Here is a 24,033-nt window from a genome sequence, read left to right as displayed (position 1 = left end):
GGTTCGCTGCAGGAGCAGGCGCAGCGCCTGGCGGAAGCGGTGGCGGTGTTCCGCATCAACAGCGGCGAAGTCATCGATGCGCCTTCCGCGCAACTGCAGGGCCGGGGCCGTCCGGAACTGATGCAGGGCAAGGAAGGTCCCGGCGGCTTCGCGCTGGCCGGTTCGTAAGTCGAGGGATTCAGCGTGGCCACCGCCCAGACCTCGCCGGCCTTCTCCGCCGAACGGCAGTTCGAGTTCCGCGACAATGATTTTTCGCGCGTGCGCCGCATGATCTATGCGCGCGCGGGCATCTCGCTGGGCGATCACAAGCGGGAAATGGTCTACAGCCGGCTGGCGCGACGCCTGCGGGCGCTGGGACGGCACGACTTCAGCGGCTATCTCGATCATCTCGAGGAGCAGCCCGCCGCGACGGAATGGGAAAACTTCGTCAACGCCCTGACGACCAACCTGACGGCGTTCTTCCGCGAGTCCCATCACTTTCCGATCCTGGCAGAGTTCGTGCGCACGCGCGGCGGGCCGGTGTCGGTGTGGTGTTCCGCGGCCTCGACGGGCGAGGAACCCTATTCGATCGCCATCACCCTGGCCGAGGCGCTGGGCTCGCGCGCGGCCAGCAGCAAGGTGGTCGCCACCGACATCGATACCCAGGTGCTGGCCCGGGCCCGGGCCGGCGTCTACCCGTTCGAGCGGGTGTCCAAGCTCGACGAGGCCCGGCTCAAGCGCTTCTTCCTGCGCGGCAAGGGCGACAACAGCGGACACGTGAAGGTACGGCCCGAAATCCAGGAGATGGTCACGTTCGAGACCCTCAATCTGCTGGCTCCCGATTGGCCGCTGAACGAGAAGTTCGACGTGATTTTCTGTCGCAACGTGATGATCTACTTCGACAAGCCCACGCAGTCGAAGATCTTGCAGCGCTTCGTGCCGTTGCTCAAGCCGGGCGGCCTGCTGTTCGCGGGCCATTCCGAGAATTTCACCTACATCAGTCGCAGCTTCCGCCTGCGTGGGCAGACAGTCTACGACTGTACCGGCCAGGTCTGAACGGAAGCGCAAGCACAGAATGAAGAAAATCAAGGTCCTTTGCGTAGACGACTCCGCGCTGGTTCGCGGCCTGATGACCGAGATCATCAACGCCCATCCCGACATGGAAGTGGTCGCGGTGGCGCCCGATCCACTGGTGGCGCGCGACCTGATCAAGCAGCACAACCCCGACGTCCTGACGCTGGACGTCGAAATGCCTCGCATGGACGGCCTCGATTTCCTCGAGAAGCTGATGCGCCTGCGCCCGATGCCGGTGCTGATGGTCTCGTCGCTGACCGAGCGTGGTGGCGAAATCACCATGCGCGCGCTGGAACTGGGCGCGGTCGATTTCGTCACCAAGCCCAAGCTGGGCATCCGCGACGGCCTGCTGGAATACAGCGAGATCATTGCCGAGAAGATCCGCGCCGCCTCGCGCGCTCGCCTGCGCAAGATCACGCCGCCCGCCGAAGGCCATGCCGCGCCCGCGCCGCAGCGCCTACGCAGCCCGTTCTCCAGCTCGGAGAAGCTGGTTATCATCGGATCGTCCACGGGCGGCACGGAAGCCATCCGCGAAGTGCTGCGGCCCTTGCCGCCCGACAGCCCCGCGATGCTTATCACGCAACATATGCCGGCCGGTTTCACCAAGTCGTTCGCGCAGCGGCTCAACGCCATGTGCGCGGTGACGGTGCAGGAAGCCGTGCATGGCGAGCGGGTGCTGCCAGGCCACGTGTACCTGGCTCCCGGCGGCGAGACGCACATGCGCCTGGGCCGCAGCGGCGCCAACTATGTCATCGAATTGTTCGCGGGCGATCCGGTCAACCGGCATCGGCCGTCCGTGGATGTGCTGTTCCATTCCGCGGCCGAGTCGGCCGGCCGTAACGCGATTGGCGTGATCCTGACCGGCATGGGCAAGGACGGTGCCGCCGGCCTGCTGGCGATGCGCCGGGCCGGCGCGCATACCATCGCCCAGGACGAGGCGAGCTGCGTCGTTTTCGGCATGCCGCGCGAGGCGATCGCGCTGGGCGCCGCGGAGGACGTGGTATCGCTGTCACATATTAGCGAACGTATCCTCGACCGCCTGGGCGACCGCGGCCATCGGGTTTGAAATCACACTGGGCGCCACCGCGCGTCCATAATCAATTTTTGGAGTGAAGATGGTAGACAAGGCCCTGAAGATTCTGGTGGTGGACGACTTCCCCACCATGCGGCGGATCATCCGCAACCTGCTCAAGGAACTGGGCTTCGAGAACGTGGACGAGGCCGAGGACGGCGCGATCGCGCTGGAAAAGCTGCGTACCGGTGGCTTCCAGTTCGTCGTGTCCGACTGGAACATGCCCAACCTGGATGGTCTGGAGATGCTCAAGCAGATCCGCCAGGACCCCAACCTGAAGAGCCTGCCGGTTCTGATGGTGACGGCCGAGGCCAAGAAGGAAAACATTGTTGCGGCCGCCCAGGCCGGCGCCAACGGCTATGTGGTCAAGCCGTTCACGGCCGCCACCCTGGAAGAAAAGCTGAACAAGATTTTCGAAAAACTGGCTGGCTGAACGAGGTTCCCGCATGAACGCCACGAATAGCGACGAGAAGAAACCCGAAGCCGGGGACCTGATCCATCGCATCGCGTCACTGACGCGCATGCTGCGCGACAGCATGCGCGAATTGGGGCTGGATCAGGCGATCAAGGACGCCGCCGAGGCCATCCCCGACGCCCGCGACCGCCTGCGCTATGTCGCACAGATGACGGAGCAAGCCGCCAATCGCGTGCTCAACGCCACCGAAGCCGCGGGTCCGATTCAGGACGATATGGCCCGCAACGCGCGCGAACTCGATACGCGCTGGCAGTCGTGGTTCGATCAGCCGCTCGAGGTGCCCGAGGCCCGCGAACTGGTCAAGGACACGCGCGCCTTCCTGGCCGACGTACCCAAGCAGACGCAGGAAACCCAGGCGCAACTGATGTCCATCGTCATGGCCCAGGATTTCCAGGATCTGACGGGCCAGGTCATCATGCGCATGATGGACGTGGTCGGCGCGATCGAGCGCGAGCTGCTGCAGGTGTTGCTGGACAACGTCCCGCAAGAGCGCCGCGACGAAGCCACCAGCCTGTTGAATGGTCCGCAGGTCAATCCGGAAGGCAAGGCCGATGTGGTGACCAGCCAGGACCAGGTCGACGATCTGCTGGCCAGCCTGGGCTTCTGACCGAGAATCGGCCCATCGCCCGGCGGGCCCAGAGCGGGCCGGACGCCGGCGGGATCGTTCTCTCAGATGGGCGTGCGATGCCGGAATCCCGGCGCCTGCCCGCTGATGTGCGCCAGGTCGGGCCGCGTGCAGTTGCGGCCGGCGTGGCGCGCCACGTAGGCCTGCTGGCTCGCCCGGTCCAGCAGGTCGGTGAAGCCGCGATCCGCGCTGCCGCGCTCGGCCAGCCCGCAACTGGCGGACAGGCCGGGGAAGCCCTGGTCGGATAGCTGCGACAGCGCATGCCGCAGCCGTTCGCTGACCGTATGGGCGCCGTATAGGGTTTCGCCCGGCAACAGGATTGCGAATTCCTCTCCGCCGACCCGTCCGATCGGCGTGTCCGGCCGTACGCCGCCGCGTAGCAGTTCGCCGATGCGGCGCAGGGCGTCGTCGCCGGCCTCGTATCCCAGCGTGTCGTTCAGGCGCCGGAAATCGTCCAGATCCAGAATGACGCAGCTCAGCGCGTGCCGGTCGGGATGGCGGCTGTTGAAGATGCGTTCGCCTTCGCCCAGGAAAGCGCGCCGCGACTGCACGCCGGTCAGGACGTCGGTGGAGGCCTGCGCGCGCAATTCCATGCTTTCCGCGGCCAGCCGGCCGAAATCCTTCAGGATGGCGCTGTCTTCGGCGTTCGCCTCGCGCGGCGCGTAGTCCAGCAGGGTCAGCGCGCCGACCAGCAGGCCGGCGCGGGTGGCCAGCGGCATGCTCCAGCAGGCCCGTACATAGGGCGATCCCGCCACCTGGGGAAAACGGGCGAAGCGCGGGTCCTCAAGGGTGTCCGGCACCACCATCGGCTCGGCGCTTTGCAGTGCATACGACGCGAACGCGGTGTCGCGGCTGCCGGTGGAAACGGGCAGGGGGGTGCGGGTTTTCAGGATTTCGTGATGCAGGCCGACCATCGAGACATAGGCGATGGGAAAGCGCAGCGTGGCGCGCGCCAGGCGGGTGATGCGCTCGAAGACCGGATCGGGGCCGCCATCGAGCACCTGGAGGTCGGTCAATGCGTCCAGGCGCGCCTGCTCGCGCAGGGCGTCGCGCATCGCGTACTCGTTCAAACCATGCATGCCGTCGTGCTCCTCGGCGCCCCACGGCCCGATTTGTAACTTTCGTGATCGTCGCAGCGGCGCGGTCGACGCGATCGCGGCCGGGTACGCCTGCATGGAATAACGTGGCTTTCCCCCCGCTTCTTAAATGATCGCAAGGGCGAGGTGTCGCCTAGAATCTCGCCGGGCAGTCTGCAACCCGTCTGCAGGCAGCGAAGCACTCGTCGAGCATGGCCGAAGAAAGCGATCTTGAGAAAACCGAAGCCGCCTCTCCCCGGCGCCTGCAAAAGGCGCGCGAGGAGGGGCAGATCGCGCGTTCGCGCGAACTGGGCACGTTTCTGATGCTGGCGACCGGCGTGGCAGGCCTGTGGCTGGGCGCAGCGGGGCTGTACCGCGGGCTGACGGGCGTGATGCGTGCCGGGTTGGGATTCGAGCCGCGCGTGGCGCGCGATGAGACGGTCATGGTGTCGCAGGCCACCAACAGTGCGTTCGATGCCCTGGTGATGGTGTTGCCGCTGTTCGGCGTCCTGGCGGTGGTCGCCATCCTGGGCAGCCTGGCGTTGGGCGGCATCGTGTTCTCCACGAAAAGCCTGGCGCCCAATTTCAGCAAGCTCGATCCGCTGGCGGGCATCAAGCGGATGTTCTCCATGCAGACGGTGGTGGAGCTCGTCAAGTCCATCGCCAAGGCCTTGCTGGTGGGCGGCATCGGGGCCTGGGTGTTGTGGCATTACCACGAAGACATGGTGGGCCTGTCGTTGGCGTCGCCCACCGCGGCCATCGGCCATACGCTTCGGCTCGTCGCGATCTGCAGCGCGCTGATCGTGGCCTCGCTGATGCTGATCGTGCTGCTGGACGTGCCGTGGCAGATATACAGCCACATGAAGAAGTTGCGGATGTCCAAGCAGGACGTGCGTGACGAACACAAGGAAAGCGAAGGCGACCCGCACGTCAAGGGCCGCATCCGCCAGCAGCAGCGGGCGATGGCCCGCCGCCGCATGATGGCCGAGGTGCCCAAGGCGGACGTGGTGGTCACCAACCCCACGCACTACGCGGTGGCGCTGCGCTACGCCGAAGGCGAGACTGCCGCGCCGCGCGTCGTGGCCAAGGGCACGGGCCTGATCGCCTTGAACATTCGTGAGATCGCGGCGCAGAACCGTGTGCCGACTCTGGAGGCGCCGCCCCTGGCGCGCGCCCTGCATCAACACGTCGAGCTGGGACAGGAAATCCCGGCCGCGCTTTATACCGCCGTGGCGGAAGTGCTGGCGTGGGTTTTCCAGTTGCGCAGTTGGCGCTCGGGCTGGGGCGTCGAACCGACGGCGCCTTCGGCCTTGAATGTGCCCGCCGAACTGGATCCCCAGGCCGGCCGTCCCACGGCCCAAGGAGTTTAAGGAATGAGCACGCTGCTCACCACGCTGAAAACGCAGGGCGCCGCCAACGCGCGTTTGCTCGCCGGTCCGGTGCTGATCGTGATGGTGCTGGGCATGATGGTGCTGCCGCTGCCCACCTTCCTGCTCGACCTGCTGTTCACCTTCAACATCGCGTTGTCGGTGATGATCCTGCTGGTCGCGATGTTCACCCGCAAGCCGCTGGATTTCGCCGCCTTTCCCGCGGTGCTGCTGTTCGCGACCTTGCTGCGCCTGTCGCTGAACGTGGCCTCCACGCGCGTGGTGCTGCTCAACGGCCACGAAGGTCCCGACGCCGCCGGCAAGGTGATCGAGGCGTTCGGCCACTTCCTGGTGGGCGGCAATTTCGCGGTCGGGATCATCGTCTTCATCATCCTGACCATCATCAACTTCATCGTGATCACCAAGGGTGCGGGGCGGATCGCCGAAGTCGGCGCGCGCTTCACCCTGGACGCCATGCCTGGCAAGCAGATGGCCATCGACGCCGACCTGAACGCCGGCCTGATCGGCGAGGAAGAGGCCCGCAAGCGCCGCAGCGAGATCGCCCAGGAGGCGGACTTCTTCGGTTCGATGGACGGCGCCAGCAAGTTCGTGCGCGGCGACGCCGTGGCTGGCCTGCTCATCATGGTCATCAACGTCATCGGCGGTCTGGTCGTCGGCGTGGCGCAGCACGACCTGTCGTTCTCCGAGGCCGGCCGCGTCTATACGCTGCTGACCATCGGCGACGGCCTGGTGGCGCAGATCCCCGCGCTGATCATCTCCACCGCGGCCGGCGCGGTGGTGTCGCGCGTGTCGAACGACCAGGACGTCGGCCAGCAGATGCTGGGCCAGTTGTTCGCCAACCCGAACGTGCTGTTCCTGACCGCCGTCATCATCGGCATCATGGGCCTGATTCCCAACATGCCGCATGTGGCCTTCCTGACGCTGGCGGCGATGCTGGGCGGCACGGGCTGGATGGTGCTCAAGCGCCGCCGGGAAGCCGAGGCAAAGACCGTGGACCAGCCCTCGCAGGCGGCCGCGCAGGCGCAGGCCGCGGCGGCCGAGGCCAGTTGGGACGACGTTTCCATGGTCGACCAACTGGGCCTGGAAGTGGGCTATCGGCTGATCCCGCTGGTCGATCACTCGCAGAACGGCGAGCTGCTGCACCGCATCCGCAGCCTGCGCAAGAAGTTCGCGCAGGACGTGGGCTTCCTGCCGCCGGTCGTGCACATACGCGACAACCTGGAGCTCAAGCCCAACGATTACCGCATCCTGCTGTCGGGCGTGGAGGTCGGCCGCGGCGTGGCGATGCCCGGCCAGTGGCTGGCCATCGACCCGGGCGGCGTCAGTGCCACCATCAAGGGCGTGCCGACCACCGATCCGGCGTTCGGCCTGCCGGCGCTCTGGATCGACGCCAGCCAGCGTGACCAGGCGCAAGTGGCGGGCTACACCGTGGTCGATGCCAGTACGGTGGTGGCCACGCACTTGAACCACTTGATGCACCGCCATGGCTCCAATCTGCTGGGCCGCCAGGAAGTGCAGCAGCTACTGGACCGCCTGGGCCGCGATGCGCCCAAGCTGACCGAGGACCTGGTGCCCAAGACCCTCTCTCTGACGACGTTGCAGAAGGTGCTGCAAGGCCTGCTGTCCGAAGAGGTGCCGATCCGCGACATGCGCACCATCATCGATACCGTGGCCGAGCATGCGCCGCGCCTGGTGGTGCAGGCGGCCAACGCGGGCGGTCAGCCGGACGTGCCCGAGCTGATTGCATTGACGCGCCGTTCGCTGGGCCGTGCGATCACCCAGCAATGGTTCTCGGGCGAGGGCGAGCTGCGCGTGATCGGCCTGGATGTGAAGCTCGAGCGCGTGCTATCGCAGGCCATGGCCACCAGCGGTGGACTGGAGCCCGGCCTGGCCGAGACGCTGTTGCGCGAAACCGAGGCCGCCGTGATGCGCCAGGAGTCGCAGGGCAACGCGCCGGTGCTGCTGGTGTCGCCGCCGCTGCGCGCGCCCCTGTCGCGTTTCCTGCGTCACCATCTGCCGCAGCTGGGCGTGCTGTCCAACGCGGAAATCCCCGATGAGCGCGTCGTGCGCGTCACGGCGCTGGTCGGAGGTTCCGGCGAATGAAGTTGTCCCGTTTCGTAGGCGCCACCGTGCGCGAGGCCATGCGCCAGGTGCGCGAGGCGCTGGGTCCGGATGCGTTGATCGTGTCCAATCGTACGGTCAATGGTACGGTCGAGGTGGTGGCCACCGTCGATGCCGCGCCGGATGTCCAGGACGAGACGCCGTCCGCCGGGGCGCCGCCTGCCGCGTCCGCATCGTCCGCCGCGCAGCCGTCCGCCGTGCCCGCCAGGCCTTCCTCCGCCTGGCAATCGCCCGCCGACGCCACGCGCGCCCCCTCGATGCCGCCGTCTTCCGAATCCGGCTATGCGCCGGCCCGCGCGCTGGCCCGCTACGCTGACGCGGCGGCGGCGTCGCCGCTTCCCGAGGCCGACGCCGAAGCGCCCCAGGCGCTGCAAGCCGGGCCGGCGGCCGGACGTCCGACGCCGGCTGCGGCGGGGCAGGGGCCTGTTTCGCCGGGCGCGTCGTCCATCAGGATGCCTGCGCCGGGCAGTACCTCGCTGCTCGGTACCGCTGCGCCGGGCAGCCCGCGCATCCCCACCGATCTCGCCAACGCCATCGGCGCCGCCGCCAATTCCCTGGCCGCCGCACGCGCGCCATCAGTGCCTGCCAGCGGCTATGCCGCGCCGATGTCCACGCCCGCGGCGTACCCGCCGACGCCAGCCGCGCGGATCGCGATGCCGGCGGCGCCCGGCATCCCGGCATCGGCTGCACCGGCTGCGCTCGATTCCAATCCCCCCGTGCCGGCCGATTCCCTGTCCGGCCCGTCGGCGCCTGCCAGCCCGGTTCCGCCCCTGCCGTCGATGGCCCAGCGTCCCGATGCGCCGCTGCCATCGGCAATGCCCATCGCACCGGCGTCGATGGAGATGGGCAACCAGCAGATGCAGGCGGCGCTCGATGCTTTGCGCGGGGCATTGGAGTCGCGCATGGACGGCCTGCTTTGGGGCGGCGCGCAGGCCGCCGGCCTGCAGCCGGTCAAGGCGACGCTGTTCCGTAACCTGCTGGAGGCCGGTTTCAGCATGCCGCTGGTGCGCGCGCTGGTCGAACGCCTGCCCGCCAGCCTGGATCGCCAGGGCGCGATGGCCTGGGCGCGCAATGAACTGGTGACGCATCTGCCCGTCATGCGCAACGAGAACGATTTCCTGGCGGACGGCGGCGTCTATGCGCTGGTCGGCCCGACCGGCGTGGGCAAGACCACCACGCTGGCCAAGCTGGCCGCGCGCTGCGTGGCGCGCGAAGGCCGGGATCAGGTCGCGATGCTGACCACCGACCTGTTCCGGATCGGCGCGCTGGAGCAGTTGCAGATCTACGGCCGCCTGATGGGCGTGCCCGCGCATTCCGTGCGGGATGGCGAAGAGCTGAAGCAGGCGCTGGCGCATCTGGGACACCGCAAGATCATCCTGATCGACACCACAGGTATCAGCCAGCGCGACCGCAACGTCGCCGCGCTGGCCGCGCTGCTGCATGCGGCCGATCGGCCCGTGCGCCGGCTGCTGGTGCTCAATGCCGCTTCCCAGGGCGATACCTTGGATGAGGTGGCGCACGCCTACCGAAACGGCGCCGGCGAGGACGTGGTGGGCTGCATCGTCACCAAGCTCGACGAGGCGACCCGGATCGCGCCCGCACTGGACACGGCGATCCGCCACCGGCTGCCCATCCATTACGTATCCATCGGGCAGAAGGTGCCCGAGGATATGGCGACCGCGGATCGGCAAGCGCTGGTCGATCGCGCCCTGGCGCCGTTGCCGCGCCAGACCGCTCCGCTGTATGCCCCGAGCGAGGCCGACCTGGCTGCGTTGTGGCGGTCGTCGGCCAAGGCGGAGACGGAACAGAAACAGGTCGATGGGGCGAGCGAATCCGCGCGCCGCCGCCAACTGCTGGCCGCCGCCGTGCTGCCGCACGCTGGCGCCGACGCGCCGCTGGACCAGGCGATCGCCTGGCTGGACAGCGATCCGGCTTGCGTGCAGGCGCGTGCCAACTGGCGTGCGGCCCGCGACGACAGCGCCACGCCGCAAACCCTGAGCGAAGCGGGCCTGAAGCGGGCGCAGGATGCTTATGCCGGCGGCAGCGAGCGTTATCTGCTGGCCATGCATGGCAAGGCGGCCATGAAGGGGCAGGGCGGTTCGCCTGCCGGGACGCTGCTGGCCGGATTGCTGATGACCGACCGCGGCGCGGCGCTTTCCGCGCCCATGGCGCACCTGATGCTGCCGCACGGTATCCTCGATGCGCATGATCTGTCCGCGCCCATGCCCGAGAACGCGGTGCAGGCGCTGGTGGCCAGGGTGCGCGCCCTGCAGGCAGCCTTGCAGGGCGTGCCGCAGGTGCACCTGTTCGAAATGGGCACCGCCGCGATGTGGCAATCGCTGTCCGCCGAAAGCGCGCAGTGGGTGGCGCGCGGCGCGGGCGCGCTGCGGGTCGTCCAGGAAGATACGCCGACCACGCTGGCGGCCGTGTCGCGCGATCTGGGTTATCTGCCCGTCGGCACGACGCCGATGCCGGGCCAACAGCCGGACGAGGCGCCGCTGGATCTCTGGGCCAGTGGGACCGAGGTGCGCATGTCGGCGCGTGGCCACGAAGACCTGCCGCTACGCATGGTGTGCGCGCGATTGACCGATCCTGCCAGCGGCAAGGTTGTCAATCAGCTGTATGGGCTGACCAATCTAAAGGCGTCGCAGGCCGACGCCCGCACGGTGGCGCGTTGGCTGCTGCAACAGGAGCAAGCCAAGACGGCCTTTCGTCATATGGCGCAGGCCTGGGCGGCGCTGCCGCCGGCGACCGGCATCCAGGCCATGCCGCGCCAGGCCTTGCTGGCGGCCCAGTTGGGGGTTGCCTGCTGGCAGTTGTCGCAGGCGTCTCAGGCGGAAAGCGCGCGGGCCATGCTTCAGGCGATGGCGGCGGGTGGGCGCAAGCTGACCGGCCCGCTGATGCCGGCCGCGCTGATGAAGGGGTTTGCAATGCTCGACATGGCGGCCTGAGCGGGCTCGCCACGGGGACTTCCAGGTTGGGCTATGGTCCCGGAAGGGGCCGAAAGACGGCGGGTGGCATACCCGCCGTTTCTTCTGGCGCAAACGACGTCAGGTCGCGATGATGCTGCGCTGGCCGTAGCCGCGGCGACCGCGGCCCTGGGCGTCGTACGTCGTGGAGGCGCCAGCGCCTTCGTTGAGCTGGCGCAGGGCCTCCAGGGCCTGTTGGGTGTGCCGCAGGCTGGCGCTGATCATGGCGCCGTTGCGTTCGTTGCGTTCGCGCGCGACCGCGGCATGCTCCAGCAGGCGGCTCCAGCTTTCGGTCAGTTCGGGAAACTGTGCGGCGGCTTGCTCCGTGCCTTCGTGGCCGGCGGGCAGGCCCAGGCCGGCCAGCAATTCATCGCGTTGCACGCTGAGGGCCGACAATTGCTCGGCCAATGCCTCTTTTTCGTGGGCGGCCTGTTGCAGCGCTTCGTGGGCGGTGCGGTCAGCCAGCGCGCGGGCTTCCGCGTCGATGGCTTCGATGAAGGCTTGGACCAGCGCGCTTTCGCGTTCGATACAGATCTGCAGGGCAGCGGACATGAGAAGTTAAAGCGTCGTCGGCAGAAAAAAACGGTTCGACTTGAGACCAGGCGAAGGCAGCCGATGCTGGCCGGGCAGGATTACTTGAGCAGTTCCTGGGCGCTGGCAATCAGGCTGTCGGCGATGCGGCTGGCGTCGATCTTCAGTTCGCCGGAAGCGATGGCGGCGCGGATGGCATGTACGCGCTCGACATTGATGTCGCTACCGCCTTCCTGCAGCACCAGCAGTTGCCGCGAAGCCGGACTCAGCGCGACCTGCGAGCTGCCCGTGCTGGCTTGGCCGCCATTGGATGCGCCGTAGGCCTGCGCCACCGGATTTTCGGTACGCAGGTTGACGGGATTGGCAGCAACCGAAGGGGAAGTGGTAGTGATTTTCAAGGTGATCTCCGCTGGGCAGGCCTCGGATCAGTGCCGGATCTGCCTTGGTCTTGTCCTTGTTACGGCCAGCGCCGCGGTAACTTTAGTTTTTTCGCGTGACGGAAGCCAAGAATATGTAACTTCTTTACAGGGGTATTTCCACCAACCCCGCATTCTTCACGACACCGTTGACGATCTGGCCGGACGCCGTGCGCACCTGCACCCGGTCGCCGGGGGCCGCGTTGTCCAGGGCCTCGCCCTCGCCGGACACCGTGAACCCCTTGCCGCTGATCACGATATTCACGTTCTGTCCCCGTTCGATCGCCTGGGCGCTGCGCAGCACGGCCGCCTTGATGGGTTGGCCGGTCGCGATGCGGTTGGCCGCCCGCATGCCGATCACATGGCCGGCATCGGTGATGATGCCGGGCGACAGGGTGGCGAGGTCCGCGTCGCGGGTTTGCACGTCGGCCGGGCCGATGACGCGGCCGGCATTGATCTGGCGCGATGCGACATAGTAACGCCCCGCCACGCTGACGCTGGCCTGCACGTAGGTGGTCCACGTTTGCGGGGCGGTGCAGCGCACGCCGACGGACATGCGCGGGCGCAGCCGCACCGGCGATGAAATGAAGGGGGTGAGGGCGTCGCAGGCCGCCAGGCGTTCGGCCCGGACCGGGTCGAGCGTGATGCTGATCTTGCCCGGCACGTCCGCCAGCTGGCCGCGCAGATAGGCCTGCGCGGTTGCCGACAGCACCGCGGGATCCTGCGTGGAAACCGTCTGCGCGCGCGCCGCGGACGGCCCGCCCAGGGCGATGGCCAGGGCAGCCGCCGCGAGGACGGGGCGCAGCGGGAAGGGCGGGCGGGGGAATTGCGGCATGGAAAGAATTGTAGAAGCCGGCCGAATGTCGCAATAGTGGAATTGATCGGGAAATGGCGGGTTATTTAAGTGATTGTGTCGGGCTGCCGGCACCTATGATGCCGTTCATGCCCAAAAGGGCCGGGCCTGCTTGCCCGGTTTCCACACTCCGCACCGTCCTTGTAAGGCGACCGAATGCTAGACCGGCTCAGCGACGATTTTCGTTTTTTCCAACAGTCGATCAGCCTGCGCGCGCAGCGCCAGGAGGTCCTGTCCTCGAACATCGCCAACGCCGATACGCCGAACTACAAGGCGCGCGATTTCGATTTCAAGACGGCCATGGAAAACGCCATGGGCAATCGCATGAGCCTGCCCGACACGCAACTGACGCTGACGTCGGCCCGCCACATCCCGGGCCAGGCCGTGTCGCCGCCCAATGTCGACCTGCAGTACCGCCTGCCCTACCAGGCCAGTCTCGACGGCAATACCGTCGACATGGACAACGAGCGCGTGCGCTTCGCCGACAACACGCTGCACTATCAGAGCAGCCTGCAAGTGCTGTCTGGCCGCATCCGCTCGATGATGCTGGCCGTCCAGGAATAATCAGGAGTTCCCGAATGTCCTTGCTGAGCATTTTCGATATCGCCGGTTCCGCGCTGACGGCCCAGTCGCAGCGCATGAACGTCTCGGCCAGCAACATGGCCAACGCCGAAAGCGTCGTGGGCCCCGATGGCCAGCCCTACCGCGCGCGCCAGGTGGTGTTCCAGGTGAACCCGGCGGCAGGCCAGGCCATGGGCCAGGAGATCGGCGGCGTGCGCGTGGCGGGCGTGGTGCAGGACAACTCGCCGTTCAAGCTGGTCTACGACCCCAAGCACCCGATGGCCAATGCCGACGGCTACGTGTCCATGCCCAACGTCGATCCCGTGGCCGAGACGGTCAACATGATCGCCGCTTCGCGTTCGTACCAGGCGAACGTCGAAGTGCTCAACACGGCCAAGCAACTGATGGCCAAGACGCTCACCATCGGCCAGGCGTGACGCGCCGGCCCGTTTCGATTCCCGACCTCTCACTACGCGACTAGCCATGGCCACCTCCGTCAACGGCGTTTCCAACAGCACCACCACCGGACTGGGTTCCAGCACCTCGACCGCGGCTCAGGACATCCAGGATCAGTTCCTCACCTTGCTGGTGACCCAACTGCGCAACCAGGATCCGCTGAATCCGATGGAGAACGCCGAGCTCACCTCGCAGCTCGCGCAGATTTCCACGGTCGAGGGCATCACCAACCTCAACAATACGTTGCTGTCCATCAGTGGCCAGGTCGACGTCTCGCAATCCATGAACGCCGCCTCCATGATCGGCCGCGGCGTGCTGGTGCCGGGCGACGAGGTGTCGCTGGGCACCGACATCACGGATCCTACCGTGCGCGAGGCCACCCCGCTGGGTATCGATCTGCAGGGCGATGCCGACACCGTCACCGTCAAGGTGCTGGACAGCGATGGCAACGTGGTGCGCACGATGACGCTGCGCGACCAGAAGACCGGCGTCATCGACGTGTCGTGGGACGGCAAGAACGACGGCGGCCAGGATGTGGCCGACGGCAAGTACACCTTCAATGTTGCCGCCACGGATGCGGACGGCAACAAGGTCACCGCCGAGGCCTTGCAGTACGGCCTGGTCAGCGGTGTGGCCTACGGCACCAACGGCCTGCGCCTGCAACTGGGCATGGGCAACGAGGCCAGCATGCTCGACATCCGCAAGATCTACGGCAGCAACACCTGATATCCACCGACTCGGCGGGGTGCCTGCGCAATGGCGGCACCCGCGCATTCACAAATACTTGGACAGCGAGATAGCACATGGGATTCGGACAAGGACTGAGCGGCTTGAATGCCGCCTCGCAGAACCTGGACGTCATCGGCAACAACATCGCCAACTCCGGCACGGTCGGCTTCAAGTCGGCTTCGACGTCGTTCGCGGACGTCTACGCCAACTCGCGCGTGGGCCTGGGTGTGAAGGTCAGCGCCATCAACCAGCGCTTCACCGTGGGTAACGTGTCCACGACCGGCGGCGAGTACGACATCGCCATCGACGGCGCGAAGGGTTTCTTCCGCCTGACCGATCAGGCCGGCGGCGTGTTCTACTCGCGCAATGGCGAGTTCATGCTCGACAAGGACTTCTACATCGTCAACCAGATGGGCATGCGCCTGACGGGCTACGCCGCCGGCAGCATCGGCGCCGCCCCGGTCGAACTGACGGTCCCGCAGGGCAACATCGCCCCGGTGGCCACGACCACGCTGGGCGTGACGACCAACCTGAACGCCAACGCCACGCCGATCGACCAGGCCGCCACCCCGTTCGACGCCACGATCCGCTCGACCTACACCGACCAGGTGCCGAGCACGGTGTACGACTCGCTGGGCAATGCGCACGAAATGGTCCAGTACTTCGTCAAGCGCGAGGCCGCCGCAGGCCAAAGCGTCTACGACGTCTACTACACGCTGGACGGCGACCCCATGACCGTGGGCGCCGCGGCGGCCGACCATGCCACGCTGACGTTCAACGCCAGCGGCGCGCTGCAGACCAATCCGCCCAACTACACCGTCAACTTCGCCGACCCGGGCGGCGCGACCTCGCCGGCCGACGCGCTGGCGATTTCGGTGGGCTACACCGGCGTCACGCAGTTCGGCAGCGACTTCAGCCCCAAGCTGACCCCCAACGGTTATGCCAGCGGCGAGTTCCTGGGCATCGAGATCGCGGCGGACGGCAGCGTCACGGCCCAGTACAGCAACGGCCAGAACCAGACGGTCGGCACCATCGCGTTGGCGAACTTCAACAACGTGCAGGGCCTGACGCCGGTCGGCAATAACGCCTGGCAGGAAAGCACCGCGTCGGGCCAGCCGCTGCTGGGTCAGCCGGGCACCAACAGCCTGTCGTCGCTGGTCGGCCAGTCGCTGGAGCAATCCAACGTCAACCTGAGCAACGAGCTGGTCAACATGATCATCGCCCAGCGTACCTACCAGGCCAACACGCAGACCATCAAGACGCAGGACGAAGTCCTGCAGGTGCTGCTGAACATCTAAGGCCGCGCACCGCACCGATACGGATATAGCCGATGGATCGCGTCATCTACACCGCCATGAACGGCGCTGCCCGGGTCTCCGAGCAGCAGGCCGTTCTGACCAACAACCTGGCCAACGTCAACACGCCGGGGTTTCGCGAGCAGATCTCGCTGTACCGTTCGGTGCCGATGCTCGACGGCACTTCGCTGCCGACGCGCGTGTCCACCGTGGCGACCACGCCCGGCAGCAATTTCGCGCTGGGCCCGATGCAGTCCACCGGGCGCGACCTGGACGTGGCGGTGGCCGGCAGCGGCTGGTTCGCCATCCAGACGCCGCAGGGCGAGGCCTATACCCGTGCCGGCAGCCTGCAGGTGGGCGTGAACGGCCTGCTGCAGAACTCGCTGGGCCAGCCGATGCTGTCCGACCAGAACGCGCCCATCGAGATCCCGGACCAGGCGTCGCTGACGATCGCTTCGGACGGCACGATCACCGCCATCGGCGCGGGCGATCCGCCCAACAACATCCTCAACCTGGGGCGCCTGAAGCTGGTCAGCCCGCAGGAATCCGCCTTGGTGCGCGGCGACGACGGCATGTTCCGCCTGGCCGCCGGCACGCCGCCGCAGCCCGCCGATCCGACCCTGCGCGTCATGTCCGGCGTGCTCGAAGGCAGCAATGCCAGCCCCACGGCGGCCATGGTGGCCATGATCGAGAACTCGCGGCGTTTCGAGATGCAGATGCAGGTGGTGCGCGATGCCAACGAGAACGCGGGCCGCGCCAACGAAATACTTTCCGTCTGATAAGCAGCGGATCGTCGAAGATCAATGCGCGCGCCGAGGGGCCGCGCCAGGAGTGACAGAACCATGATGCGTTCACTGTGGATTGCCAAGACCGGCCTCGAAGGTCAACAGACGTCGATGGACGTGATCTCGAACAACCTGGCCAACGTCCAGACCAACGGTTTCAAGCGGGGCCGCGCCGTCTTCCAGGACCTGATGTACCAGACCCTGCGCCAGCCGGGCGCCCAGGTCGGCGATGCCAGCCAGTTGCCCTCGGGCCTGCAACTGGGCACCGGCGTGCGCGTCGCCGCCACCGAGCGCGTGTTCTCGCAAGGCAACATGAACAACACCGGCAACGACATGGACATCGCGATCAACGGTCGGGGTTTCCTGCAGGTCGAACTGCCCGACGGCACCCAGGCCTACACGCGTGACGGCGGCTTGCAGACCGACCAGAACGGCCAGCTCGTGACGGCCGGCGGCTACGTCATCCAGCCCCCGATCAACATTCCCGACAATGCCCTGTCGATGACCATCGGCAAGGACGGCACGGTCTCCGTCACCCAGCCGGGCAACGCCGGCCTCAGCGTGCAGGTCGGCCAGTTGCAGGTCGCCACCTTCATCAATCCGGTGGGCCTGCAGAGCATCGGCGAGAACCTGTACCTCGAAACCGACTCGTCCGGCCCGGCCAACGTGCTGGCGCCCGGCGTGGACGGCGCCGGCTCGATCGAGCAGCAGTATTCCGAAACCTCGAACGTCAACGTCGCCGAGGAGCTGGTCAACATGATCACCACCCAGCGCGCGTACGAAATGAACAGCAAGGCCGTGCAGACCTCCGACGAGATGCTGGCCCGCCTGTCGCAGTTGTAATGACCGCGTCGATGTTGCGCCTGATCGCCGTTTCGGGGCTGCTGCTGGCAGCCTCCGGTTGTGCCCTGATCCCGCCGGAGCCCGTGGTGGTCGGACCGACCACGGCCGCGCCGCCCGCGCCGCCGATGCAGGTGTCCCGTCCCACCGGCTCGATCTTCCAGCCCACCGTCTACGGCAACTATCCGTTGTTCGAAGACCGCCGGCCGCGCAACGTCGGCGACGTCGTCACCATCGTCCTGGAAGAGCGGACCAACGCCGCCAAGAACGTCGCCACGAACACCAACCGGCAAAGCACCACCACCCTCGGTATCGGCGCGACGCCGTCGTTCATGGACGGCAGCATCAACGCCCGGCTCAATACCGACGCCACCGGCCAGAACCAGTCGCAAGGCACGGGCAACAGCTCGGCCAACAACACCTTCACCGGCAACATCACCACCACGGTGGTGGGCGTGCTGCCCAACGGCAACCTGCAGGTCGCCGGCGAGAAGCAGATCGCCATCAACCGGGGCAGCGAGTACGTCCGCTTCTCGGGGGTGGTCGATCCCCGCTCCATCACGGGCACCAATTCGGTGTCGTCCACCCGTGTGGCCGACGCCCGTATCGAATACCGCAGCAAGGGCACCATGGACGAAGTCCAGACCATGGGTTGGCTGCAACGCTTCTTCCTGCTGGCTTCGCCGTTCTGACCATGCCATTGCCGACCACGCCTCGTTTCCTGCTTTTCCTGGCGACCCGCCTGCTGGCCGCGCTGTGCCTGCTGGCGGGCGGCGCCGCGCACGCCGACCGCCTGAAAGACCTGGCGTCGGTGCAGGGCGTGCGCGGCAACCAGCTCATCGGCTACGGCCTGGTCGTGGGCCTGGACGGCACCGGCGACCAGGTCCGCCAGACCCCGTTCACCCAGCAAAGCCTGACCAACATGCTGTCGCAACTGGGCGTTACCGTGCCGCCCGGCAGCAACATGCAGTTGAAGAACGTCGCGGCCGTCATGGTCACGGCGACGCTGCCGGCCTTCGCGCGCCCCGGCCAGACGCTGGACGTCGTGGTCTCCTCGATGGGCAATGCCAAGAGCCTGCGTGGCGGCACGCTGCTGATGACGCCGCTCAAGGGTGCCGACAACCAGATCTACGCCATCGCCCAGGGCAACATGCTGGTGGGCGGCGCGGGCGCGGCGGCCGGTGGTTCCAGCGTCCAGATCAATACGCTCAACGGCGGCCGCATCAACGGCGGCGCCATCGTCGAGCGCGCCGTGCCCACCACCGTCGCCCAGGACGGCATGGTGTACTTCGAAATGAACGACAGCGACTTCGGCACCGCGCAGAACGTCGCCGCCGCCATCAGCCGCCAGATCGGCCCCGGTTCGGCCGTGGCGTTGGACGGCCGGGTGGTGCAGGTGCGCGCGCCCGATGATCCATCCGCCATGCCGGCGTTCCTGTCGCGCCTGGAAAACCTGCAGGTCACCCGCGCGCCGGCCAGCGCCAAGGTCATCATCAATGCCCGTACCGGTTCGGTGGTCATGAACCGCAACGTGACGATCGACGAGGCCGCCATCTCGCACGGCAACCTGTCGGTCATCATCAACCAGCAGAACCAGGTCTTCCAGCCCGATACGCCGTTCACGCAGGGCCAGACCGTGGTGGCCCCCAACACGCAGATCGAAGTGCGCCAGGACAGCGGGGCGATCCGCCGCCTGAATACCAGCGCGAACCTGGCCGACGTGGTCAAGGCGCTGAACGCGCTGGGCGCGACGCCGCAGGATCTGCTGGCGATTCTGCAGGCCATGAAGGCCGCCGGTGCGTTGCGCGCCGATCTCGAAATCATCTAGGACCTCTTTTCATGGCGCTCGTCAGCTACACCCCGCGTCCCGATTCCCAGGAATCGGTCTTCGACATGGGGCGGCTGTCCGATCTGAAGCGTGGGGTGGTCGGCCAGCCCATGGACGAGGCCGAGCAGAAGAAGGTCGCCAAGCAGTTCGAGGCGCTCTTCCTGCAGATGATGATCAAGCGCATGCGCGCGGCCACGCCCAAGGACGGCCTGTTCGACAGCCAGGCGACCGAGATGATCCAGTCCATGACGGACGAGCAGTTGGCGCTGCAACTGGCCGATCCCGGGATCGGCCTGGCGAAGTCGCTGCTGGACCAGATGCCCAAGGGCTCGGCATCCCCGCAGGACGACGCGGCAGACCCGCAGCGGGCCGGGCAGGGCAGCGGCAAGCCGACCGGCGAGGTTTCCGCCTTGCTGGACGTGCTGCGTACCAACCGGCCGCGCGACCGGGTGATGGCCGCGGCCGAAGGTGCGCCGGATCATGTGGTCGACTTCGTGTCGCGCATGTCGCACGCCGCCAATGCCGCGGCGCAGCAAAGCGGCGTGCCGGCCCGCCTGATCCTGGGGCAGGCCGCGCTGGAGTCGGGATGGGGCAAGCGCGAGATCATGCACGCCGATGGCCGCACCAGCCATAACGTGTTCGGGATCAAGGCGGGTTCCAGCTGGACGGGCAAGGTGGTCAACGTCACCACGACCGAATACGTGGACGGCGTGCCGCAGAAGATGGTGCAGCCGTTCCGTGCCTACAGCTCGTACGACGAGGCCTTCGCCGACTACGCCAGGCTGATCGGCGACAGCCCCCGCTACGAGAGCGTCACCCAGGCCCGCAACGAAATCGAGGCGGCGCGCAACATCCAGAAGGCGGGCTATGCCACGGATCCGGCCTATGCCGACAAGCTGATCCAGATCATGGGGCAGCTCAGTGCATCGATTTCCCCGGCCTCTTTTTCGGGCCACCGCTAAATATGACCGCAAACTTGCCGTTAACCGGTTGTCTGTAACTGATTGCCGTCGACCACGGGGCACTGCATGAATCTGTACAACTTGGCGCTGTCGGGACTGAATGCCTCTCAGGCAGGCCTGGAAACCACCAGCCACAACATCAATAACCAGACCACGGTCGGTTACACGCGCCAGCGTGTGCTGACCTCGACTGCGGGCGCCACGGCCACCGGCCAGGGGTTCGTCGGCCGCGGCGTCAAGGTCGACACCATCGAGCGCCAGTACGACAGCTTCCTGTACCGCCAACTGGTCGGTTCGCGCGGCACCGGCGCCGAGTACTCGACGCATCTGGACCAACTGTCCCAGATCAACGATTTCCTGTCCGACCGCACGGTCGGCATCACGCCAGCGCTCAACGACTTCTTCACCAGCATCAACAGCGCCGCCAGCTCGCCAGCCGATCCGGCGGTGCGGCAAGACCTGCTGGGCAAGGCCAACAGCCTGGCGACCCAACTGAATTCCGCCTACCGCGAACTGCAGAACCAGCGCGATGGCCTGAATACACAGATCAGCACCACCGTCGAACAGGTCAACAGCTACCTGGATCGCATCAACGACCTGAACCAACAGATCGTCATTGCCCAAGGCAAGAGCGGCCAGCCCGCCAACGACCTGCTCGATCAGCGTGACCAGGCCGTGTCCGAACTGAATGAACTGGTCGGCATCCGCTTCTACGAGCAGAACGGCAGCGTCAGCATCACGCTGCAAGGCGGCCAGACGCTGCTGTCCGGCGTCACCGTGCATCCGCTGAAGGCGGTGACCTCCGCCTCCGACCCGCGCAGCACCGTGCTGGCGTACGACACGCCGGCTGGCGGCGGCACCACCGTCACGGTCGAACTGGCGGATAGTGAAATCACCGGCGGCAAGCTGGGCGGTTTCCTGGCGTTCCGCCGCGATTCGCTCGACCAGGCCCAGAACCAGCTCGGCCAACTGGCCGTCGGACTGGCGATGGCCCTGAACGCGCAACACGAGCAGGGCATCGACCTCAATGGCGATCCGGGCGAGGCCCTGTTCAGCCTGTCCGATCCGGTGGCGATGTCCAACCGCAACAATGCCGGCAATGGCGGTTTCACGGCTCAGTACACGGATGCCAATGCCGTCCAGGCCAGCGGCTACCAGATCGTGTACGACGGCGCCGACTACCAGGTCACCCGGTTGTCCGACGGCCAGACGTTCACGCCCACCCCTGACGCCTCCGGCGCCCTGGTTTTCGACGGCCTGACGCTGACCCCCTCGGGCGTGCCGGCCGCCGGCGACAGCTGGCAGTTGGAAGGCACCCGCGATGCGGCGCGTGACATCACCGCCCTCATCAGCGACCCGGCCAAGCTGGCCCTGGCCGACACGGCAGGCGGCACCAGCAACGGCAACAATGGACTGGCGCTGGCCGGGCTGCAGACCGACAAGGTGCTCGGCGGCGGCACGATGAGCCTGAACGAAGCCTTCTCCACGCTGGTGAACAACGTCGGCGTGCAGACGCAGCGCCTGCAATCGTCCAGCAAGGCGCAGGATGACCTGATCACGCAGCAGTACGCGGCGCAGCAGGCCGTGGCGGGCGTGAACCTCGACGAGGAATACGTCAACCTGCAGATCTACCAGACGCAGTACCAGGCCAGCGCCAAGATTCTCGAGATCGCCGGCACGGTGTTCGACGCCCTGTTGGGATTGCGCTAGTCCCCGGCCCCGACCTCGCAAAATATTTCGGAAGATAGATCATGCGCCTGAGCACTTCGCTGCTGTACCAGAACGGTCTGAACGGCCTGCTGAACCAGCAGTCCACCTTGTCGAAACTGCAGCAGCAGCTCAGTTCCGGCCGCGCGTTCCTGTCGCCGGCCGACGATCCCCTGGCCGCCGCCCTGACCGTCAACATCACCCAGACGGCCAGCATGAACGAGACCTATGGCGCCAACCGCGCCAAGGCCAACACCACGCTGGGCCTGGAAGACAACGCGCTGAGCTCCATCATCACGACCATGCAGGACGTGATGAAGCGCATCGTCGAGGCCGGCAACGGCACGATGAGCGACGCGGACCGCCTGTCCCTGGCCACCGCGCTGGCCAGCGCCCGCGACCAGCTGGTGGGCCTGGGCAATACCACCGACGGCAACGGCCAGTTTCTGTTCTCGGGTTACCAGGGCAACAGCGCGCCGTTCGTCCAGGATAGCGACGGCAACGTCACCTACTCGGGCGACCAGGGCCAGCGCATGATCCAGGTCGACCAGACCCGACAGATCGCCTCCAGCGACGTCGGCTCCGACATTTTCGGCAAGGCGGCCGCCGGCACGCTGGCCTACATCGCCCAGGCGGACAGTGGCAACACGGGCACCGGCACGTTCAGTACGGTGTCGTTCAACGCGCCGGACGCGTCCAACAACGTCAAGAGCGATTTCTCCATCGCGTTCTCGAACAATGCCACCACGGGCGAGCTGGAGTACACCGTCACGGTCACGCCTGCGCCCACCAACGGCAACCCGGCTTCCTTCACCGCACCGTATGTCGCGGGCGACACCATCGACATGGGCGGCGTGTCCATGAAGATCTCGGGCGAACCCGCGGCGGGCGACACGTTCACCGTGGAAACCCCCAAGGACTCGAACATGGACATGTTCGAGACCCTGAACGAATTGATCGGCGCCCTGAAGGCGCCGTCGACCAACGATCCCCAGGCCAATGCGAACCTGGTCAATCAACTGGCCTCTGCCAACAAGCAGATGTCGCTGGCCTACGACAACGTGCTGACCGTACGCGCGTCGGTCGGCGCCCGCATGAACGAACTGGACGCTCTGGATGCCACCGGCGATCAGAAGGGTCTGTCCTATACCAAGCAACTCTCCGATCTGGAGGATGTGGATGCCTATAAGGTCACCAGCGAGCTGGTGATGCGTCAAACCGCGCTGGACGCGGCCGCTAAAGCTTTCACGCTGATTCAGGGGTCGAGTCTGTTCAAGATGGGCTGATAGCGCCCGGATTGGCTGACCGTTCCCCACCAGGATATTCCCTTTACGCGCTCCCCCAGAGGAGCGCGTTTTTTGATAGATGGGCAAGTCATGTTTTCCAATTTGAAGGTCCGCACCTGCATCGGCATCGTGCTGGGCTTGTTCTGCCTGTTCATGGCGGTTTCGAACGGGTTGTCGCTGCTGAGCTTCACTTCCAGCAATGACAAGCTCGATGGCGTCAACCGCGCCTATTCCTACCAGGTCGTGCCCGCTTATGCAGGTTACGTCGGCTTGCTGCGTACCCGCATCAATCTGAACGAGTCCCGCGTGGCGCTCGGCGACAACCGCCCGGGCGATGCGGATGCCGCCTTGCAGCGCGGCGCCGATTACCTGGCCAAGGGGCGCCAGCAGATCGACGCGCTGGCGAAATCGGACATGACCCCCGACGTGGCCGAGCGCGCGCAGCCCATGCTGGTCGCGCTGCGGGCTTATGCCGAATCGAGCGAGCGCCAGATCGCGGCGCTGCGCGCCAAGTCCGAGGCGGATTACGCCGCGTTGGCCCCCACGGTGCTGAAGAACAGCCAGGATGTCGAGAAGACGCTCGACACCTTCCTGGCCTATGTCGACGGCATCACCAACGACATGGTCACCGTGGGTTTTGCCGAGTTCGACCGCTCGCGTCTGGTCACCATCGTGCTGTTCGTCCTGTCTGTCCTGGTCTGCGTGGGGTGCGGCGTCTTCATCAGCCGCAACGTGCTGCGTCCGTTGAAGGAAGCTGGTGCGCACTTCGACAAGATCGCCGGCGGCGACCTGACCCAACGGGTGGACGTACGCAACGACAACGAAATCGGCCAGTTGTTCGCGGCGCTCAAACGCATGCAGGAAAGCCTGACGCGCACGGTAGGCACCGTGCGTCGCGGCGTGGACGAGATCAACGTGGGCGCACGCGAGATTTCCGCGGGCAACACCGACCTGTCCAGCCGCACCGAGCAGCAGGCCGCTTCGCTGGAGCAGACCGCCGCCTCG

At 66.6% G+C, this 24,033-nt stretch carries 23 protein-coding genes; 19 read left to right on the top strand and 4 right to left on the bottom strand.

Annotation, left to right across the window (positions count from 1 at the left end; translation table 11 throughout):
• Nucleotides 1-183: 183 nt before the first annotated feature.
• From A7W11_RS27140 to cheZ, 4 genes are read left to right on the top strand one after another with little or no spacing between them, the layout of a single operon-like run.
• A complete protein-coding gene (locus tag A7W11_RS27140; protein ID WP_066422082.1) occupies nt 184-1,035 on the top strand; it encodes a CheR family methyltransferase in 852 nt (283 codons plus the stop codon).
• A 19-nt stretch (nt 1,036-1,054) separates the two neighbouring features.
• Nucleotides 1,055-2,119, top strand: coding sequence for a protein-glutamate methylesterase/protein-glutamine glutaminase (locus A7W11_RS27135; protein WP_066422080.1), 1,065 nt, complete (start codon nt 1,055-1,057; stop codon nt 2,117-2,119).
• Nucleotides 2,120-2,168: 49 nt separating this feature from the next.
• Nucleotides 2,169-2,558 carry a chemotaxis response regulator CheY gene (gene cheY / locus A7W11_RS27130; RefSeq protein WP_066422072.1) on the top strand — a complete coding sequence of 130 codons (390 nt, stop codon included), beginning with the start codon at nt 2,169-2,171 and terminating at the stop codon, nt 2,556-2,558.
• A 13-nt stretch (nt 2,559-2,571) separates the two neighbouring features.
• Nucleotides 2,572-3,207: a protein phosphatase CheZ gene (gene cheZ, locus A7W11_RS27125; protein WP_066422069.1), complete on the top strand. Its 636-nt coding sequence runs from the start codon at nt 2,572-2,574 to the stop codon at nt 3,205-3,207.
• Between the two features lie 62 nt (nt 3,208-3,269).
• On the opposite strand, the gene A7W11_RS27120 is transcribed toward cheZ, so the two are convergent.
• Nucleotides 3,270-4,304 carry a GGDEF domain-containing protein gene (locus A7W11_RS27120; protein WP_066422066.1) on the bottom strand — a complete coding sequence of 345 codons (1,035 nt, stop codon included), beginning with the start codon at nt 4,302-4,304 and terminating at the stop codon, nt 3,270-3,272.
• Between the two features lie 209 nt (nt 4,305-4,513).
• Between A7W11_RS27120 and flhB the strand changes: the two genes are divergently transcribed.
• Genes flhB through flhF form a run of 3 tightly spaced genes read left to right on the top strand, consistent with a single transcriptional unit; the run spans nt 4,514 to nt 10,761 of the window.
• Nucleotides 4,514-5,671: a flagellar biosynthesis protein FlhB gene (gene flhB, locus A7W11_RS27115; protein WP_066422063.1), complete on the top strand. Its 1,158-nt coding sequence runs from the start codon at nt 4,514-4,516 to the stop codon at nt 5,669-5,671.
• 3 nt (nt 5,672-5,674) lie between these two features.
• Nucleotides 5,675-7,792 (top strand): flagellar biosynthesis protein FlhA, encoded by a 2,118-nt coding sequence (flhA, locus tag A7W11_RS27110; protein WP_066422061.1) that lies wholly within the window; start codon nt 5,675-5,677, stop codon nt 7,790-7,792.
• Entirely contained in the window at nt 7,789-10,761 is a 2,973-nt protein-coding gene (gene flhF / locus A7W11_RS27105; protein ID WP_066422060.1) for a flagellar biosynthesis protein FlhF, read from the top strand. The genes flhA and flhF overlap by 4 nt, the downstream gene beginning before the upstream one ends.
• A 99-nt stretch (nt 10,762-10,860) precedes the next feature.
• On the opposite strand, the gene A7W11_RS27100 is transcribed toward flhF, so the two are convergent.
• The 3 genes from A7W11_RS27100 to flgA all read right to left on the bottom strand — a co-directional run bounded on the left by A7W11_RS27100 (nt 10,861) and on the right by flgA (nt 12,561).
• Nucleotides 10,861-11,331 (bottom strand): flagella synthesis protein FlgN, encoded by a 471-nt coding sequence (locus A7W11_RS27100; protein ID WP_066422057.1) that lies wholly within the window; start codon nt 11,329-11,331, stop codon nt 10,861-10,863.
• 80 nt (nt 11,332-11,411) lie between these two features.
• Entirely contained in the window at nt 11,412-11,708 is a 297-nt protein-coding gene (gene flgM, locus A7W11_RS27095) for a flagellar biosynthesis anti-sigma factor FlgM (RefSeq protein WP_066422054.1), read from the bottom strand.
• Nucleotides 11,709-11,832: 124 nt separating this feature from the next.
• The gene (flgA, locus tag A7W11_RS27090; protein WP_066422049.1) at nt 11,833-12,561 is read right to left on the bottom strand and encodes a flagellar basal body P-ring formation chaperone FlgA; all 729 of its coding nucleotides are present in this window, start codon (nt 12,559-12,561) and stop codon (nt 11,833-11,835) included.
• Between the two features lie 174 nt (nt 12,562-12,735).
• Between flgA and flgB the strand changes: the two genes are divergently transcribed.
• The 12 genes from flgB to A7W11_RS27030 form a co-directional block, all read left to right on the top strand.
• Entirely contained in the window at nt 12,736-13,143 is a 408-nt protein-coding gene (flgB, locus tag A7W11_RS27085; protein WP_066422046.1) for a flagellar basal body rod protein FlgB, read from the top strand.
• A gap of 14 nt (nt 13,144-13,157) precedes the next feature.
• On the top strand, nt 13,158-13,577 hold the full coding sequence (gene flgC, locus A7W11_RS27080) for a flagellar basal body rod protein FlgC (protein ID WP_066422043.1): 420 nt from the start codon (nt 13,158-13,160) through the stop codon (nt 13,575-13,577).
• A 46-nt stretch (nt 13,578-13,623) separates the two neighbouring features.
• On the top strand, nt 13,624-14,322 hold the full coding sequence (locus A7W11_RS27075) for a flagellar hook capping FlgD N-terminal domain-containing protein (protein ID WP_066422040.1): 699 nt from the start codon (nt 13,624-13,626) through the stop codon (nt 14,320-14,322).
• Between the two features lie 77 nt (nt 14,323-14,399).
• The gene (gene flgE, locus A7W11_RS27070) at nt 14,400-15,623 is read left to right on the top strand and encodes a flagellar hook protein FlgE (protein WP_066422039.1); all 1,224 of its coding nucleotides are present in this window, start codon (nt 14,400-14,402) and stop codon (nt 15,621-15,623) included.
• 32 nt (nt 15,624-15,655) lie between these two features.
• Nucleotides 15,656-16,399, top strand: coding sequence for a flagellar basal body rod protein FlgF (locus A7W11_RS27065; RefSeq protein ID WP_066422038.1), 744 nt, complete (start codon nt 15,656-15,658; stop codon nt 16,397-16,399).
• 63 nt (nt 16,400-16,462) lie between these two features.
• Nucleotides 16,463-17,248 carry a flagellar basal-body rod protein FlgG gene (flgG, locus tag A7W11_RS27060; protein WP_066422034.1) on the top strand — a complete coding sequence of 262 codons (786 nt, stop codon included), beginning with the start codon at nt 16,463-16,465 and terminating at the stop codon, nt 17,246-17,248.
• Nucleotides 17,248-17,937, top strand: a complete 690-nt coding sequence (locus A7W11_RS27055; protein ID WP_066422031.1) for a flagellar basal body L-ring protein FlgH — start codon at nt 17,248-17,250, stop codon at nt 17,935-17,937. The genes flgG and A7W11_RS27055 overlap by 1 nt, the downstream gene beginning before the upstream one ends.
• 2 nt (nt 17,938-17,939) lie before the next feature.
• The gene (locus A7W11_RS27050) at nt 17,940-19,073 is read left to right on the top strand and encodes a flagellar basal body P-ring protein FlgI (RefSeq protein ID WP_066422028.1); all 1,134 of its coding nucleotides are present in this window, start codon (nt 17,940-17,942) and stop codon (nt 19,071-19,073) included.
• A gap of 11 nt (nt 19,074-19,084) precedes the next feature.
• Entirely contained in the window at nt 19,085-20,035 is a 951-nt protein-coding gene (gene flgJ, locus A7W11_RS27045) for a flagellar assembly peptidoglycan hydrolase FlgJ (RefSeq protein WP_066422023.1), read from the top strand.
• A 66-nt stretch (nt 20,036-20,101) separates the two neighbouring features.
• Nucleotides 20,102-21,745 carry a flagellar hook-associated protein FlgK gene (flgK, locus tag A7W11_RS27040; protein WP_066422020.1) on the top strand — a complete coding sequence of 548 codons (1,644 nt, stop codon included), beginning with the start codon at nt 20,102-20,104 and terminating at the stop codon, nt 21,743-21,745.
• A gap of 41 nt (nt 21,746-21,786) precedes the next feature.
• A complete protein-coding gene (gene flgL / locus A7W11_RS27035; protein WP_066422017.1) occupies nt 21,787-23,028 on the top strand; it encodes a flagellar hook-associated protein FlgL in 1,242 nt (413 codons plus the stop codon).
• A gap of 90 nt (nt 23,029-23,118) precedes the next feature.
• Nucleotides 23,119-24,033 (top strand): HAMP domain-containing protein (locus A7W11_RS27030; RefSeq protein ID WP_156523268.1); only part of this gene is annotated, 915 nt, incomplete at its 3' end.

This window comes from Bordetella ansorpii (assembly GCF_900078315.1).
Lineage (GTDB): Bacteria > Pseudomonadota > Gammaproteobacteria > Burkholderiales > Burkholderiaceae_B > Bordetella > Bordetella ansorpii.
This window is presented reverse-complemented; position numbering and strand designations above follow the sequence as displayed.